This is a genomic window from Aeromonas salmonicida, assembly GCF_028355655.1.
GTDB classification, from domain to species: domain Bacteria; phylum Pseudomonadota; class Gammaproteobacteria; order Enterobacterales; family Aeromonadaceae; genus Aeromonas; species Aeromonas salmonicida.
In genome coordinates this window covers 507,717-523,700 of record NZ_CP110645.1, presented here as the reverse complement: position 1 = coordinate 523,700, position 15,984 = coordinate 507,717, and the positions used below count along the sequence as shown (strand labels likewise).

14 protein-coding genes are annotated in these 15,984 nt (G+C 58.8%); 6 read left to right on the top strand and 8 right to left on the bottom strand.

Annotation, left to right across the window (positions count from 1 at the left end; genetic code table 11):
* Positions 1-166: 166 nt before the first annotated feature.
* The gene (locus ONZ54_RS02590; RefSeq protein WP_271787395.1) at positions 167-1,174 is read left to right on the top strand and encodes an SGNH/GDSL hydrolase family protein; all 1,008 of its coding nucleotides are present in this window, start codon (positions 167-169) and stop codon (positions 1,172-1,174) included.
* 59 nt (positions 1,175-1,233) lie between these two features.
* Here ONZ54_RS02590 and ONZ54_RS02585 read toward each other — a convergent pair whose 3' ends face one another.
* The gene (locus ONZ54_RS02585; RefSeq protein WP_181455304.1) at positions 1,234-1,968 is read right to left on the bottom strand and encodes a substrate-binding periplasmic protein; all 735 of its coding nucleotides are present in this window, start codon (positions 1,966-1,968) and stop codon (positions 1,234-1,236) included.
* Between the two features lie 233 nt (positions 1,969-2,201).
* On the opposite strand from ONZ54_RS02585, the gene ompA reads away from it, so the two are divergent.
* A complete protein-coding gene (gene ompA, locus ONZ54_RS02580) occupies positions 2,202-3,233 on the top strand; it encodes a porin OmpA (RefSeq protein ID WP_096119937.1) in 1,032 nt (343 codons plus the stop codon).
* Between the two features lie 75 nt (positions 3,234-3,308).
* Here the strand turns inward: ompA and ONZ54_RS02575 are convergent, their stop codons facing one another.
* The 3 genes from ONZ54_RS02575 to ONZ54_RS02565 are packed head-to-tail and all read right to left on the bottom strand — an operon-like array spanning position 3,309 to position 6,794.
* The gene (locus ONZ54_RS02575) at positions 3,309-3,878 is read right to left on the bottom strand and encodes a PqiC family protein (RefSeq protein WP_265431138.1); all 570 of its coding nucleotides are present in this window, start codon (positions 3,876-3,878) and stop codon (positions 3,309-3,311) included.
* Entirely contained in the window at positions 3,878-5,524 is a 1,647-nt protein-coding gene (gene pqiB, locus ONZ54_RS02570) for an intermembrane transport protein PqiB (protein WP_111588861.1), read from the bottom strand. Before pqiB ends, ONZ54_RS02575 begins: the two co-directional genes overlap by 1 nt.
* Positions 5,517-6,794 carry a paraquat-inducible protein A gene (locus tag ONZ54_RS02565; RefSeq protein WP_034524269.1) on the bottom strand — a complete coding sequence of 426 codons (1,278 nt, stop codon included), beginning with the start codon at positions 6,792-6,794 and terminating at the stop codon, positions 5,517-5,519. Before ONZ54_RS02565 ends, pqiB begins: the two co-directional genes overlap by 8 nt.
* A 175-nt stretch (positions 6,795-6,969) precedes the next feature.
* Here ONZ54_RS02565 and hfq point away from each other — a divergent pair, with 175 nt between their 5' ends.
* The gene (gene hfq, locus ONZ54_RS02560) at positions 6,970-7,329 is read left to right on the top strand and encodes an RNA chaperone Hfq (protein WP_005313994.1); all 360 of its coding nucleotides are present in this window, start codon (positions 6,970-6,972) and stop codon (positions 7,327-7,329) included.
* Positions 7,330-7,465: 136 nt separating this feature from the next.
* On the opposite strand, the gene ONZ54_RS02555 is transcribed toward hfq, so the two are convergent.
* The 4 genes from ONZ54_RS02555 to dapA all read right to left on the bottom strand — a co-directional run bounded on the left by ONZ54_RS02555 (position 7,466) and on the right by dapA (position 11,837).
* The gene (locus ONZ54_RS02555; RefSeq protein ID WP_155602450.1) at positions 7,466-8,056 is read right to left on the bottom strand and encodes an HAD family hydrolase; all 591 of its coding nucleotides are present in this window, start codon (positions 8,054-8,056) and stop codon (positions 7,466-7,468) included.
* Positions 8,057-8,121: 65 nt separating this feature from the next.
* Entirely contained in the window at positions 8,122-9,225 is a 1,104-nt protein-coding gene (locus tag ONZ54_RS02550; protein ID WP_271787394.1) for an EAL and HDOD domain-containing protein, read from the bottom strand.
* A gap of 4 nt (positions 9,226-9,229) precedes the next feature.
* A complete protein-coding gene (locus ONZ54_RS02545; RefSeq protein WP_219614682.1) occupies positions 9,230-10,870 on the bottom strand; it encodes a GGDEF domain-containing protein in 1,641 nt (546 codons plus the stop codon).
* A gap of 94 nt (positions 10,871-10,964) precedes the next feature.
* A complete protein-coding gene (dapA, locus tag ONZ54_RS02540) occupies positions 10,965-11,837 on the bottom strand; it encodes a 4-hydroxy-tetrahydrodipicolinate synthase (protein WP_005314009.1) in 873 nt (290 codons plus the stop codon).
* 279 nt (positions 11,838-12,116) lie between these two features.
* On the opposite strand from dapA, the gene rsmC reads away from it, so the two are divergent.
* The 3 genes from rsmC (at position 12,117) to glgA (ending at position 15,962) form a co-directional block, all read left to right on the top strand.
* Positions 12,117-13,145 (top strand): 16S rRNA (guanine(1207)-N(2))-methyltransferase RsmC, encoded by a 1,029-nt coding sequence (rsmC, locus tag ONZ54_RS02535; protein ID WP_271787393.1) that lies wholly within the window; start codon positions 12,117-12,119, stop codon positions 13,143-13,145.
* 107 nt (positions 13,146-13,252) lie between these two features.
* A complete protein-coding gene (gene glgC, locus ONZ54_RS02530) occupies positions 13,253-14,512 on the top strand; it encodes a glucose-1-phosphate adenylyltransferase (RefSeq protein WP_271788240.1) in 1,260 nt (419 codons plus the stop codon).
* The gene (gene glgA, locus ONZ54_RS02525; RefSeq protein WP_271787392.1) at positions 14,502-15,962 is read left to right on the top strand and encodes a glycogen synthase GlgA; all 1,461 of its coding nucleotides are present in this window, start codon (positions 14,502-14,504) and stop codon (positions 15,960-15,962) included. Before glgC ends, glgA begins: the two co-directional genes overlap by 11 nt.
* The last annotated feature ends 22 nt before the right edge of the window (positions 15,963-15,984 follow it).

Genomic DNA, 15,984 nt, shown 5'->3' with positions numbered 1-15,984 from the left:
TGGGTGAAGGACATGTGACCGTAATCGATTTAATCAACCCCGCCTGCTGCGAAATTTAATTCGGCTGGTTACGCTGCAAAATGGCAAAAAGGGTTCCCAGCCCAGCTTGCCCTATCGAGGAAAAGCCTGCAGGCACCACCTGCTTCACATCAATGAGAACAACAAGATGAAAAAATGGTTTGTGTGTTTATTGGGGCTGATCGCGCTGACAGTTCAGGCAGCCGACAGTCGCCCCGCCTTCTCCCGGATCGTGATGTTCGGCGACAGCCTCTCCGATACCGGCAAAATGTACAGCAAGATGCGCGGTTACCTCCCCTCCAGCCCGCCCTACTATGAGGGCCGCTTCTCCAACGGACCCGTCTGGCTGGAGCAGCTGACCAAACAGTTCCCGGGTCTGACCATCGCCAACGAAGCGGAAGGCGGTGCCACTGCCGTGGCTTACAACAAGATCTCCTGGAATCCCAAGTATCAGGTCATCAACAACCTGGACTACGAGGTCACCCAGTTCTTGCAGAAAGACAGCTTCAAACCGGACGATCTGGTGATCCTCTGGGTCGGTGCCAATGACTATCTGGCCTATGGCTGGAATACGGAGCAGGATGCCAAGCGGGTTCGCGATGCCATCAGCGATGCGGCCAACCGCATGGTACTGAACGGTGCCAAGCAGATACTGCTGTTCAACCTGCCGGATCTGGGCCAGAACCCGTCAGCCCGCAGTCAGAAGGTGGTCGAGGCGGTCAGCCATGTCTCCGCCTATCACAACCAGCTGCTGCTGAACCTGGCACGCCAGCTGGCCCCCACCGGCATGGTAAAGCTGTTCGAGATCGACAAGCAGTTTGCCGAGATGCTGCGTGATCCGCAGAACTTCGGCCTGAGCGACATCGAAAACCCCTGCTACGACGGCGGCTATGTGTGGAAGCCGTTTGCCACCCGCAGCGCCAGCACCGATCGCCAGCTCTCCGCCTTCAGTCCGCAGGAACGCCTCGCCATCGCCGGCAACCCGCTGCTGGCACAGGCCGTTGCCAGTCCTATGGCCCGCCGCAGCGCCAGCACCCTCAACTGTGAGGGCAAGATGTTCTGGGATCAGGTACACCCGACCACTGTCGTGCACGCCGCCCTGAGCGAGCGCGCTGCCACCTTCATCGAGAACCAGTACGAGTTCCTCGCCCACTGATGACAAGGGGCCGACACATGGTCGGCCCCTTCTTTTAGCTCCTTCGATCCCCTATTGGGTCAGCGGTAACGTTTCACGATACCGTCATAGATGCCGTTCTGCCTGATGGTGGCCAGCGCCTCCTGCAGCCGCTTGATCACCTCCGGCGCCGTCTCCAGGCTCGCTGCCACATAGAGTTCTCCTCCGGTAAAGTCCTCGATGTCGTGCACTATCTTGAGGGTGCTGGGATCGTAGCCCGCCTGACGCACATAGTAATTGGCCGACTCCTGCGACACGGGCCAGAGGTCTATCCGCCCCATCAACAGCTTCAACATATTGGCCTCGTTATTGTTGTTGCGCTGCAGGTTGGAAAAGTTGCGCCCCATCAGGTACTGCTCCAGCGCATCATTGCGCACAGTGCCAATGGACCAGGTTCGCGCCTGCGACAACTCGCTGAATGGCTTGATGTCGTCACGCTTGGCCAGGGCAAACACATGAAAGTTGATCTTGGCGATCACCCCTATCCACTGAAATTGCGCCTCACGCTCGGGGAAGCGACTGATACTGTAAATAAGCACATTGGGCCTGCTGCGAGCCAGTGAAATGGCTCTCGCCCAGGGGTAAATATCCAGATTGTATTCAAACCCCGCCTCCTCCAGCATGGCCTCCACCACCTCTGTGCCCAGCCCCTTGATCTCGGCCTCCTCCAGATAGTTGTAAGGAGCATAATCCTCGGTCACCACATGTAGGGTTTCGACGGCCCAACCCGGGGCCAACCACAGCGACCAGCACAGCCATATCCATTTGCCGTTCATCTCCACCTCGGTGTGATCCTGCCTCGCTTAACTATTGCCGCCCCGCCCCAGAGATCAAATCACACCGCCAAACCACGGTAACAATAATCACAATATGATTTATATCAGTTGCTTGAGAACCTGAAGAAAGCGACTACTTTTAACCTGTTGTGGCTGTGCTACAAGCCCCGACCCATAGAGGAGAGGCGACACCAGATCCCCCCTCACCCAACATGCAATTGCAGAGGCTCAACATGAATAAATCACTGATTACCTTACTGGTTTCAGGCTTGCTTGCGGCCAACGCCCACGCAGCCGGACAAGACAACACCTGGTATGGCGGTGCCAAATTGGGTTGGTCCAATTTCTACGGTGTCGATGAAAACAACATCACCACCCTGCTCGATGAAGACAACGATGAAGTGGGCGCCGGTGCTTTCGCCGGTTATCAGATAAACCAGAATCTGGGGATCGAGCTGGGTTACGACTACCTGGGCAACTACAAGTACAGCGGTACCCGTAGCGGCGCGGCCTTCAACGATAAAGTAGAGGCTCAACTGGCTCAGCTTACCCTCAAACTCGGCTTCCCGGTGGCAGAGAATCTGGACCTATACGGTCGCCTTGGCGGCGGATACGGTTGGGCCAGCAGTGACAAGCTGGATAATGACGGGCGATTCAACTTCGTCGGGGCACTCGGCGCAGAATACGCCTTTAATCTGGATTGGGCCGCCCGCCTCGAATACCAATACAGCTCGCCATACGGAGACCGCGAAGATACGGGTTTGCGCATGGACAATGGTCTGCTGGCCGTCGCCGTGGTTTATCGCTTCGGCCAGGTCGCCCCTGTGGTAGCAGCCCCGGCGCCTATACCGGCCCCGGAGCCCGTCATGGTCGAGAAGCAATTCACCCTGAGCTCGGACGTACTGTTTGACTTCAACAAGGCGACCCTCAAACCGGAAGGCGGGCAGGCGCTGGATACCCTTTACGGTGAGATTGAGGCAGCCCGGCCCACGGATGGCGTCGCTACCGTGATCGGCTATACCGACCGCATCGGCTCGGATGCCTATAACCAGCGGCTCTCGGAGCAGCGTGCCCAGACGGTCGCCGACTATCTGGTCGGCAAAGGCCTGCCAGCGGGCAAGGTCAACGTGGAGGGGCGTGGCAAAGGGTCCCCTGTCACCGGCGACAGCTGCACCAGCAAATCCAAGCATGAGCTGATCGTCTGCCTGGCTCCGGATCGCCGGGTCGAGGTCAAGGTGGAGGGAGTATCGGAAGTTCAGCAATAGTCTCATGACGCCACTCTGGTGGCGCCACGATAAAAAACGGGAGGCTTCGGCCTCCCGTTTTCATTCACGTCAGACTCAGGCGCCTTTGCGCACCTCTGCCGCAATCTGGTCAAGCAGCTGTTGCCAGCCTTGTCCCAGCTCGCTGACCAGGGAACCATAGCCGTCGGCTGGTAGCACTCGCACCTGCTGGAAGGGAACATCACGCAAGACTGTGCCCTCTTCCGTCAACAAGCGCCAGCGGCCGCTCAGCACGGCACGTCCATCGTGGCGTCCCTGGAAACGTTCGACCGAGATGCTCAGGACAGGGCCCTTGCGGGCACCGTCCTGGCGCACCACCCAGCCGGGCAGACGGCTGGACAAGCCACTCAGGGTCAGCTGATTGAGCTGGGCATCGAGGAAGCCTGCCCAGCGATGATACTCGGCGAAGTGCAGCTCATTGCCTTCCAGCTGATAGACCAGACTGACCCTATCCAGCTGGCCCGACAGCGCAACCGGACGCAACACCAGCTGATGCTGGGGTTGCGCCGTCACTGCAGCCGCCGGCAGTGCCTCGGCATCGAGAGAGTAGTAGTGCAGCGCCGTCGGGGCCGAACTGCAACCCGCCAGCAGGCCCAGCAAGGCCAGCGTCATTATCTGTTTTTTCATCATTGACCTCGCTTGGGCTCAGGATCACGGGGACGGGCGCGATCAAAGATCAACGAACTCGGTTGTTCGTTGAGTGAATGCACCAGAGGCTGCAACTCACGCATCAGCTGATTGAGCGACTGTACCGACTGGCGCAGATCCTGATTGGTCTGGGAGTTGGCATCGTACTCTTGCAACGTGCTCTGCAACTGCTTCAGGCTGTCATTCAGGGACGCCGGCAACTGCTGGGTCGAGCGCTGACCGGTAAACTTGTTCAGATTGGTACTCACGGCACTGATGCTCTTGAGGGTCTGATCCAGCGTGGCCAGGGTGCTGTTGACCTGCGTCAGCGTCTTGGCCGTGTCCATGTCGACGAACTTGTCGAGGATCTGGTTCACCTTGCGCTCGATCTGGTCCAGCCCGGCCTGAACGGTCGGGAACACCTGATAGCCGGCCAGCTTGACGGCCTGATACTTGGGTGCGTCCGGATAGAAGTTCAGATCCACCACCTTGCCCCCGGTCAGCAGGCTGGAGGTCTTGAGCGTCGCCCGCAATCCTTCCTTGAACTGCTTGCCGAACAGGGCACGCCACTGCTCCTTCTCAGCATTGGCATAGCGGTGAGAGAGCCGCTGCACCTCGATGCGCGCCAGTACCGGTATCTGTCGGCTTTGGAACATCTGTACCCCTTTCTCGTCGATGAGGTAGGGGGCCGAGATGACGGTGCCGACCCGGATACCGCGATATTCCACCGCCGCCCCCGGATGCAGGCCACCGACACTGTCTTCAAACAGAAACACGTAATCGATGAACTGATCCAGACTACCGGCAAGCACACTGGCTTCATCCTGGAAGAGTGTGAAACCATCCATCTGCTTGACTGGCTCACCGGGGGCCCAGCCGGGCGGCAACCCCATTGTGATGCCACCGTCGAGCAGACTCTCCAGAGAATCCATCTTCACCTTCATCCCCTCGCTGCTCATGGAGACCTCGAAACCCGGAGTCATCCAGAAGCGGGAGTTGCCGCTCACCAGCACGTCATAGGGGGTGTTGATGAAGATCTGGTACTGCATCTCGCTCTTCTCGGGCAGGAATTTCGCCTCTTCCACCTGGCCTATGGTAAAGCCCTGATAGTTGATGGGCGACCCCACCCCGAGCGCACGGGTATCCCGGCTGCTCAGGGAGAGCCGCAGCCCCTTGGCATCCTGGGAGGCCAGTGGCGGCTTGTCCAGCATGGCGTATTCGTCAAGGGGCTTGCCCTTTCTGCCAGGCGCCAGCTCGATATAGGCACCGGAAAGCAGCGTGCTGAGACCGGAGACCCCTTCCCGGCCAACCCTGGGCTTGACCACCCAGAATTGACTGTCTTTCTTGAGCATGCCGGCAGCAGCGTTGGTCAAGCGAGCCTTCAACACCGCATGGCTGTAATCCTCACTGAGTTCCACTGCCTCGATACGACCCACTTCCACCTCGCGGGAGCGGATCACCGTCTTGCCCGCCACTATCCCTTCGGCGGTAGCCACTGTCAGGGTGAAGCTGGGACCTTGTGAATACCAATGCTGGAACAGCATCCAGACCCCGATGAACAGCGCCAGCAGCGGCACCATCCAGATTGCGGCGGCCGAGCTCAAAAAATCAGAGCCGGGTTTCCACCTTTTCTTACGCTCACTCACGTTCGCGCTCTCCTTGTTGTAAATCCCAGATCAGGCGGGAGTCGAAACTCATGGCAGCTACCATGGTGATCAACACCACACCCGCAAATGCAACGGCTGCAGGGCCCGGATAGACGGTCATCAGGTTGTCGAGCCGGATCAGGCCCGCCAATATGGCCACCACGAAGACGTCGATCATCGACCAGCGTCCCACAAATTCAGTCATGCGATAGAGCTTGAGCTTGCCAAGGGGCGAGGCCCCGTGGCCGCGCTGTACCATATAGCAAAGCCACAGCAGCGCCAGGATTTTCACCAGCGGCACCACAACGCTGGCGATGAAGATCACTGCAGCTATGGGGTAAGACCCCATGGCCCACAACAAAACCACGCCGCCCATGATAGTAGAAGGGCTGTCATCCCCGAGGAAGACGGTATCCATGATGGGATAAAGGTTGGCCGGCACGTAGAGGATCACCGACGTGAAGAGCAGGGCCCAGGTCCGGTTGATGCCACCCGGCTTGCGGCTGTGCAGGTGCTCACCGCAACGCTTGCAGCTGTGCTCCCCCACCTCACCCAGAGCGCCGCAGATGTGGCACCCCACCAGCCCGGATGCCATGGCGCTGGCCTCGGCATCAGCATCGAGCTCGCGGGGTTCGGTCGGCCCGAACAGCCGCTGCCACAGCCACATGCGATCCAGCGACGAGATCGTCTTGATGAGCAGCACCGTGTAACCGACGAAGGCCCAGAACGACAGCCCCATCTTGATGTCGGCCATCCCCATCAGCTTGACCAGCGAAATGAGCACCCCGATGAGGAACACATCCACCATCAGCCAGGGTTTTATCCTGCAAAGCAGACGGCCTAGCGCACGCAGGGAATTGCTGTGCAGATCCTTGTCGACCCGCCACAGCACCAGCATGATGGAGCCCACATAGACCAGCGGCAGGCCGATAAGAGTCAAACTCAGCACAGCCCCAAGAAACAGGTAGCCCTGATCCACCAGGGTGGTGATGCACTGCAGAAACGTCATCTCCTGCCCTATCCCTTTGGCCGAGAAGGACATAAAGGTGAAGGAGTTGGAGAGTACAAACATGATGATGGCCGCAAAGCCATAGGAGATGGGCCTGCGTTCCTGCTCCGGCAGATGGACGCTCAGGACATGGCCACAGCGCGGACAGCTGCTCTTCTCCCCCACGGCCAGCACCGTGGCCGGTACCAGCAGGTCACACTCTTCACATGCGGTCGCGTCGTGGGTATAGGTGGGTTTGTGTAGGTTTGAAACCGGATGCAAGATGAAACCCCAAGATGAGGCCCGCCACGGGCCAGAGGCGCCAATTATTACAGCCGCGGCCCCCGCCGACCAGTACTGTCGTTACACCATACGGGATGGGCGTGAGAATGACTTTGACAAGCCAGTAGCCATTTAGCACAATCAAACGCCACTTTTTTCCGCGGGACAATAATTTATGACAACTGAATCCCCAAGCTACTCCACGATTGAGCAAGCCTTCTCCCTCGGGAACGGGCAAGATTCTGCCCTCAACTGGTTGCGTAAAAATCGCAGTCAGGTCGCCATCTTCCTGGTGAGCGGCATCAAGCTGGAAGGAACCATCAGCGGCTTCGACCAGTACAGCGTACTGTTGACCGATGCCCATGGTAACCAGCAGCTGGTCTACAAGGCCAAGATCTCCACCATCGCCATGCATTCCGGCCGTCCCCAGGTCAGCATACAGCGCGCCCGCAAGCCACGCGTCTCCATGGCGCCGCGCCCCCACGGAGCCCCGAGTCGTTACGACGACAATCAGGGCGGCAGCAGCGAGCAGTAACTGGCTTGCCTGAATCACCCCGAGACCATTGCTGCGTCAAAGGGTGACCGAGTCCATTCTCATTGATTATGTCTGTCCCGTATGAGAATGGACTCTATGCTTGGCCCGCTCGTGTCTCTCCCTCACCGCTTTCTCTTCAGTACTGCAAGTCGACCGGCTTACCATCCCTGACCATGCAGGTCTGCATCCCGGCAGCCTGACCGGCCTGCACGCCAATTCCCGTATCCTCGAATACCAGACAGGTCGTCGGTTCAAGTCCTAAACGACTCGCTACCAGCAGGAAAGTATCTGGGTGGGGCTTGTGCAACTCCACATCGTCAGCGGTCACCACCACGGAGAAGTAGCGATCCAGTCCGGTATTGCGCAGCACAGCCTCGGCATTTATACGCGGCGACCCTGTGCCTATCCCCATGGGGATCTGGCCGTGATAACGCTCAACCAGTTCCAGCATGGCCGGAAAGACGGCCACCTTGTGCAGATTGGCCACATAGTGCTCTGTCTTGCAACGGGTCACGACCACGGGATCCAGGGCGATCTGCTGCTGCTCGGCAACCAGCAGGGCAATTTTTCGACTCGGCATGCCGCCCAGCTCATAGAACCAGTCAGCATCGAAGCGAAAGCCAAACTCTCGGGAAGTGTGTTCCCAGGCGGCAAGATGCAGCGGCATTGAGTCCACCAGGGTGCCATCGAGGTCAAATACCAGGCCTTGAAATCCGGATAGGGTCATGGTGCAGGATCCGTGTCTGAGAATGGGTCCCCATTCTAGCCAGAGCCACTCCTCATCGCCATGACCTAGGTGGCGAGAAACGCTTGCCCCCACATTTGTGCCTGAAAATAGATGGGTGTCAGCCTGGCAGGATCCAGCTGGTAGTGCGGTGCCAACTGGGCAAGCAGCGGCCAGTCTCCTTGCTCGTAGGTTTTCACCAGTTGGAACAGATGAAAGAGTGGCCCCTCATGGGATTCCAGCGCCCGCTGCACATCCTTGGGCAGATGAGCCTTGAGCTGAGCGGAGAGCAGTGAACCATCCAGCACCAATCCCACCAGAAAGGCCCAGCTGGCGGCATCCTTGCCAAGCGCTGTCATGGCAATCAGCTCGCAGAAGCGGCCACGGGCGATGGCCATGCGGGTACAGGCCTCCGGCATGTGATGGCTGACCCGCGCCAGCCCGTAGATGAGGACGAACTTGCGGATCTCCTGCTCCCCCAGATAGGAGAGGGCTCTCGGCACAGAAGTAATGGAGCTGACGTGATCAAAGCCGGGAGCATTGACATAGGTAAGCAGCTGGCCCGGCAGCCAGGCGTCCTGCTCCAGCAGGCTGGCGACCCTGGCAAAAGAGAACTCCTCGTGGCAGATGACTTTCAGTATCTCCTGCACCAGCTTCATGTCCGGCTGGGCGGCGCGCTGATTGACCAGTTCGGGACGAGCAAGAAAACCGCCGGCGAAGAAATCGACCCCGGCCTCCTTGAGCGGCAAAAAATCCCCCCAGGTCTCGATATCCAGAGCCATTCGCTTGTGCTCGGTCGGCTGGCTGATCCCCTCCTCCCCCATCCAGAACACCAGCAGACGGCAGGCGTTGAGCCAGCGTGGTTCGCGCTGGGCGCAGTGCACGGCCAGACGCCGCCGGTAGTCACGCCACTGGGTCAACACGGGAAACGAGGCGGGCAGGCGTTCGGCAGAGGCCTCGACCAGCGGAATGGTATCCGGATCAAACAGCAAGGGACGTTGCTCATCGAGCTGTTCATGGCTGAAGGGCAACAAGTATTGACGCCCCTGGGCCAGCAGACGGCATTGCGCTGCGAGCAGAGCCCACTCGGCAGGGTCGGCAAGCTGGTAATCAATGCCATAGGCAACGAGGGCAAGACGGCGGTTGAAGATGGGGTAACGACGTAACAGCATGGGCTCACCGATAGGCTAGCGTACACGCCCTCCCCTGCGACTTGGCATGATAGAGCGCCTGATCGGCCTGTTCGGTCAAGCTCTGCCATGTTCCATCCAGCGAGGGAACCAGATAGCTAAAGCCTATGCTAACCGTAATGAAATCAGCAACTCGGGAAGCCGGATGCGGGATCTTTAATTCACTCAGCCCCTGGTGAATCTGTTCGGCCAACCGCTCGGCTTCACCAGGCTGCGGACCGCAAAGCAGGATCACGAACTCCTCCCCGCCGTAGCGCGCCACCAGATTGGTGCGTCGTCGCTCCGCCTCCTGCAGCAGGCTGGCCACCTGTTGCAGACACAGGTCTCCCTTGGCATGACCGAAGTGATCGTTATAGGACTTGAACTCATCCACATCGATCATCAACACCGCCAGCAAGCTCTGATGACGACGGGCCCACTCCCACTCCCGTTGCATGGTGAGATCCCAGTGACGACGGTTGGCGATGCCGGTCAAGGGGTCTTCCAGCGACAGCATGGACAGTCGTTTGTTGGCCTCCTCCAGTGCCCGGTTGGTTTCTGCCAGCTGCATGGTGCGCTCGCTGACCCTCAGCTCCAGTTCCCGGTTGAAATGCTCCAGCGCGGCCTGGGTGCGTTGGCGGATCAACAGCTGGGAGAGCATGGCGGCGTACTGCTTGAAGATCTCGCTCTGGTAGGCCTTGAGTGGCCGACGCCACAACAGGTTGTCGGCAGCAATCCAGCCGATGGGCATGTCACCGTCCCACAGCGAAACCATGGCATTCCAGCCGCGCCCCACCTCCTGCTTCTCGTAGTAGAGCGGCGCATCTTCCAGCACCAGCACATAATCCTTGCGACGCAGCGCCTCCTGCACGGTGGGGTGCTCCGGGATGGGGCTGACGAAGTGGTGCTCGTCGATGAGCTCACCTGCCTCGTTGGTTCCCCAGGTTCCGCGCATGGTCTTGAACTCGGCGTCGACCAGGAAGATGGCGATGCGATCAAACTGCAGATCCTGGCGCGCCAGCGCCACCGCATCGTGCAGCAGCTGCTGCTCGCTATCGCAGCGGGAAAGCTTGACCCCCACCTGATGGAGCGCCTGCAACATGCTGAGGAAGGAGTCCTGCAACGCCTGGCTGCGGATGAGATCGGCCTGGGTGTGTCTGCGCTGATCCCGCTCCTGATCGATCTGGCTGGCGAGCAACCGACTCTCCAGCTCGGCGGCCAGGTAGTGCATCAGCAACTGGATACTCTGCTGCTGGCGTCGGGAGAGGCGATCGAGACGGCGGCGGGTCTCCAGATAGACCACGGCCTCCAGCCCCTTGTGGCGCTTGAGCGGGAAGCAGGCGCGCAGGCGCGGCGTTTCCGGTTCGACGGTTTCCCAGACATCGGCGGTCGGGGCTGTCTTCTCCACCACCAGCTGACCCTTGTCGAGCGCATGTTCGATGAAGATGATGGGGAGTTTGGCTGGCGCAAGGGCCTCTGCATTCAGGCAGATCAGCCCCTGCTCCAGTTGAAAACTGTAAAGTTGGGACTCGGGCGCCCGCAACCAGAGGTAAATCTGTTCGGCTTCTGTCTTTTCCCTGACTGCTGCCAGTGTCACTTCACAGAGGTGTTCAAAACTGGTGAAGTGCTCTGGATCCCATTCCTGCATGCCTGCCATCCTTGGTTGTATCCAAGCGAGTATATCGGCAAACATTGCACATTAATTGACTAGGCAGTCAAAAGCGCGATCCAGAGCCCACTTTTTATAACAAATTCAATGCCTGCATCGCACTACGGATGCGCTCGCGAGTCGCCTCGGACAACGGCATCACCGGCAGGCGGCACTCTTCGCTGCAAAAGCCCAGCAGGGAGACCGCATACTTGGCGCCTGCCGGACTCGGCTCGGCAAACATGGCCTGATGCAGCGGGATGAGTTTGTCCTGCAGTTCACGCGCTTCCTGCCACTTGCCGGCCAGGGTCAGGTTCTGCACCTCGGCCACCAGTCTGGGCGCCACGTTGGCGGTAACAGAGATACAGCCTTGCCCGCCACCTATGTTGTAAGCCACTGCGGTAGCATCTTCACCTGAGAGCCAGGCAAACGGCTTCTTGATGAGCTGACGCTCGGTCCAGGGACGAGCCAGGTCACCGGTGGCATCTTTCACGCCGGCGATGCGCGGCAGTTCGGCCAGACGGGCCAGAGTGGCAGGTTGCACGTCAACGATGGCGCGCGGCGGAATGTTGTAGACGATGATGGGTTTGCTGGTGGCGTCGTGTACCGCCTTGAAGTGGTGATAGAGTCCCTCCTGATTGGGACGGTTGTAATAACCGGCCACGTGCAGGGTGGCATCGGCCCCCGCCTGCTCGGCATGACGGGTATATTCAATGGCCTCGACCGGGTTGTTGGAACCGGCCCCGGCGATCACCGGCACCCGGCCGGCTACCTGCTTGACCACCAACTCCACCACGCGGCAATGCTCGTCGTGGGTCAGGGTCGGACTCTCGCCCGTCGTACCGACCGGCACTATACCGTGGGTGCCCTGCTCTATGTGCCACTCCACCAGGCGGGCCAGTGCGGCCTCATCCAGCTGGCCCTGTCGAAATGGGGTGATCAGGGCAACTATCGAACCTTGAAACATGGGATTTCCTTCTCCTGGATACGGTAAAAATACTAATAAAAAACCCCGGTACGGGTTGCGCAACCGGGGTTGAATCTTCTCAGGGATGAGAGGTTACGCGCGAACGTCGGCAGGCCCGAATGTCAGGCTTTTTTTGTGCTTTCGTTTCAACTCGTTGGACCGCATTTCATCATCTCTGGTCAAAAAATGGTGTCTGGGCATATTTCGGGAACACGGCATAAATGTCAAGGCGAAAGGGGCTATGTATAATGGCCGCCCAAAATTGCATGGAGAGACCCGATGAGCAGCCCTATCAGTGCCGTCAGCCAGATGCTGGAACGAAACCAAGCCCTCTTTGTCGGCAAGCGGCTACTTGTCTGCGGCACCCTGGAGGATGACTATCCCCGCCAGCTGGCTGAGCTGGCCAGTTCCCTGACTGTGTTTACCACGGATTATTGCTACTACCGCAGCCAGCAGGCAACGTTGGGTGACGCTATCCTGTTCGACCACCAACTGGGCGGTGCCCCCCGTTTCGATGCCCTGCTGCTGCTGATGCCCAAGGCCAAGGCAGAGGCCCAATACCTGCTGGCCATGATGACCCCCTTGCTGGAGGCGGGTGCAGACCTGTTTCTGGCCGGTGACAACCGCGGCGGCATCAATGGCGCCGACAAGCTGCTGGCCCCCTATGGCAACAAGCCAGTCAAGCGCGACTCGGCCCGCCGCTGCTCTCTCTATCACGGCGAACTCAGCAAGCCGGTTATCCCGTTCGAATTGGATGCCTGGTTCAGCCGTTATGAGTGCAAGGCCGGTGATACCGAGCTGACTGTGCTGGCGCTGCCCGGCGTATTCAGTGCAGACGAGCTGGATCCGGGCAGCCAGATGCTGCTGGCGGCAGTGCCACCGATGACGGGCGAGCTGCTCGATTTCGGCTGTGGTGCCGGCGTCATTGGATCTGTGCTGGCCAAACGCAATCCGGGGCTGGAGGTCAAGATGGTGGATATCAGCGCCCTTGCGCTGGAGTCGAGCCGCCGCACCCTGGCCATCAACGGTTTGCAGGGGCAAGTCCAGGCCTCCGACGTCTATTCCGACATCACAGGAAAGTTTGACCACATCGTCTCCAACCCCCCCTTCCACGCCGGCCTCAAGACCTTCTATGCGGCCACCGAAACCTTCCTCGCCAAGGCACCTGAGTACCTGTCGGCGAATGGTGGCCTGACCATAGTCGCCAACGCCTTCCTGCGATATCAACCTATACTGGAAACGCACTTCAAACGGACTGACATAATCAGCAGCGATGCCAAATTCAAGGTCTATCTGAGCAAAGTGTAAATAAGTGTAACCAGCGCCAGGAAACTGGTAGTGAGCCCCATCCGGGATCTGATAAGGTAAATACCAATCGTATAACCACCCCTTTAGGGGTGTTTTTTTGCAGTGATCTGAAAACCTTTTCACGTCATCAACTCAGGGAGAGAAATACGATGGCAGGCATACTCACCATGATACTGGCGGGCGGAGAAGGAACCCGTCTCCAGCCGCTTACCACCACCCGCAGCAAGCCCTCTGTCCCGTTCGGTGGCAGTTATCGACTGATCGATTTCGTCCTCAACAACTTCGTCAACGCGGACTTCCTGCGCATCTACGTCTTGACCCAATTCAAGTCCCAGTCCCTCTATCTGCATATGAAGAAGGGCTGGAACATAGTCGGCATCACGGACCGCTTCATCGACCCTATTCCAGCCCAGATGCGAATGGGAAAACGCTGGTATGACGGCACGGCCGACGCCATCTATCAGAACCTGCGTTTCATCGAGATCTCGGACCCGGAGCACGTCTGTATCTTCGGCTCCGATCACATCTACAAGATGGACGTGAGCCAGATGGTGACCTTCCACAAACAGAAGGCCGCCGCCCTGACCGTCGCCGCCCTGCGTATGCCCATCGAGGAGGCGAGTGCCTTCGGGGTGATAGAAGTGGATCAGGAAGGCCGCATGATCGGCTTCGAAGAAAAGCCCAAACATCCCAAACACATTCCTGGCGACCCCACGCAGGCGCTGGTTTCCATGGGCAACTACATCTTCGAAACCGAAGCGCTTTATCGCGAGCTGAAGCGTGACGCCGCCGAGGAGAACTCCAGCCACGATTTTGGCAAGAACATCATTCCCAGCATGTTCCCCCGCGCCCCCGTCTATGTCTATGACTACAGCACCAACGTGATCCCGGGCGAGAAACCCACCGTCTACTGGCGCGATGTGGGCACGCTTGACTCTTATTGGCAGGCACACATGGACCTGGTCGCCGACGATGCCCCCTTCTCCCTCTATAACCGCAAGTGGCCACTGCATACTCACTATCCGCCCTTGCCACCGGCCACCTTCGTCGATACCGATGACTGCAAGGTCAAGATAGCCAACTCCCTGATCTCCGGCGGTTGCTTCATTCAGGGCAGCCAGATCCAGCGCTCCATACTGGGATTTCGCTGCAACATAGGCCCCTGCAGCCACATCAGCGAGTCAGTGTTGCTCGGGGATGTGAAGATAGGCGAAGGTTGCTCCATAAGACGCGCCATCATTGACAAGAACGTTGAAATTGCACCCGGCACCGTGATCGGTGAAAATCTGGACCATGACAGAGAGAGATTTACCGTATCCGAAGGCGGTATCGTCGTGGTACCTAAGGGAGCAAGAGTTGGCTATTAACCCACTGAAAATCCTGTTTGTTGCCTCGGAAGTTGAGGGGCTTGTGAAGACCGGGGGCCTGGCAGATGTAGCCAGAGCGCTGCCATTGTATCTGGCCCAGAAGGGCCATGACGTCAGGATCATCTTGCCCTTCTACAAGACGATCAAGCGCCGTGATGAGGCCAGACTGATCGCCTCTCGCTGGTTGCCAACCCATCCGGGACTGCCGGACATCGGCTATCGCATCTACCAGATGGAGCTGGAAGGGGTCTGTGTCTACCTGATCGACTGCCCGCAATATTTCGATCGACCCCAGCTCTACGCCGAGAACAACCAGGCTTATGGCGACAACGGTGAGCGGTTCGCCTTCTTCTCGGCCGCAGCACTACATGCCTGCGAGCAGCTGGACTTCGCCCCCGAGATAGTGCACTGCAACGACTGGCATACAGGTCTGCTGCCGCTGCTGCTCAAGACCCGCCATGCTCACAACCCCTTCTTCCAGCACACTCGCAGCGTGATCAGCATTCACAATGCGGCCTTTCAGGGGGTATTCGGTCGGGAGCAGTTCTGGGCCATGCCCGAGATTGCTGACTATGAACAGCGCATCAGCTACGACTATGGTCACGTCAATCTGCTCAAATGCGGTGTGCTCTATGCCGACAAAATCAATGCAGTCAGTCCCAACTATGCCAGTGAATTGCTGACCCACCTGGGCGCCCACGGCATGGCCAACATATTCCAGCAGCGGGCTGCCGACTTGCGCGGCATTCTCAATGGCTGTGATTATAAGGATTGGGATCCGGCATTTGACGACTTCCTGCCCGCCACCTATGACGTGGACAACCTTGCAGGTAAACAGGTCTGTAAACAGACGCTGCAGCAGGAAGCGGGCCTGCCGGTCACGGACTTGCCCATCTACGGCATGGTGTGCCGCCTGACCGAGCAGAAAGGGGTACACCTGCTGCTACCCGTGCTGGACAAGTTCCTGCATCACAAGGTGCAGGTGGTGATAGTGGGGTCGGGTGATCCCTCCCTCGCCGCCCAGTTGCAGGCCACGGCACAGCGATACCCGGACAAGCTCGCCTTCCTCAACACCTATGACGACAGACTGGCCCATCTGGTGGAAGCGGGCGCCGACTTCTTCCTGATGCCCTCTCTGTTCGAGCCTTGCGGCCTCAACCAGATGTACAGCCTCGCCTACGGCACCTTGCCGCTGGTACGGGCCGTCGGTGGCCTCAAGGACACTGTCGTGGACTGGGATGCGGAACCTGAGCATGCCACCGGCTTCTGTTTCAACGATCCAACCGCCAATATCCTGCTCGATGCCATGCGCCGCAGCCTGCTCTATTACCTGCAGGATCCCGAGCGATTTGCCCAGGTACAGCGCAATGCCATGAATACCCGCTTCAACTGGCCGGATTCGGTCACTCAATACGAGCAGATGTATCAGGATGCACTGGCCCGGCAGTGATGCTCATTGCTGAACTTTTGTG

Excerpts from the sequence above, each read along its gene's own strand:
- ompA (WP_096119937.1), top strand. The coding sequence starts at position 2,202 with ATGAATAAATCACTGATTACCTTACTGGTTTCAGGCTTGCTTGCGGCC.
- ONZ54_RS02555 (WP_155602450.1), bottom strand. The coding sequence starts at position 8,056 with ATGACCCTATCCGGATTTCAAGGCCTGGTATTTGACCTCGATGGCACC.
- ONZ54_RS02545 (WP_219614682.1), bottom strand. The coding sequence starts at position 10,870 with ATGCAGGAATGGGATCCAGAGCACTTCACCAGTTTTGAACACCTCTGT.
- ONZ54_RS02575 (WP_265431138.1), bottom strand. The coding sequence starts at position 3,878 with ATGAAAAAACAGATAATGACGCTGGCCTTGCTGGGCCTGCTGGCGGGT.
- ONZ54_RS02550 (WP_271787394.1), bottom strand. The coding sequence starts at position 9,225 with ATGCTGTTACGTCGTTACCCCATCTTCAACCGCCGTCTTGCCCTCGTT.
- hfq (WP_005313994.1), top strand. The coding sequence starts at position 6,970 with ATGACAACTGAATCCCCAAGCTACTCCACGATTGAGCAAGCCTTCTCC.
- ONZ54_RS02585 (WP_181455304.1), bottom strand. The coding sequence starts at position 1,968 with ATGAACGGCAAATGGATATGGCTGTGCTGGTCGCTGTGGTTGGCCCCG.
- dapA (WP_005314009.1), bottom strand. The coding sequence starts at position 11,837 with ATGTTTCAAGGTTCGATAGTTGCCCTGATCACCCCATTTCGACAGGGC.
- ONZ54_RS02590 (WP_271787395.1), top strand. The coding sequence starts at position 167 with ATGAAAAAATGGTTTGTGTGTTTATTGGGGCTGATCGCGCTGACAGTT.
- rsmC (WP_271787393.1), top strand. The coding sequence starts at position 12,117 with ATGAGCAGCCCTATCAGTGCCGTCAGCCAGATGCTGGAACGAAACCAA.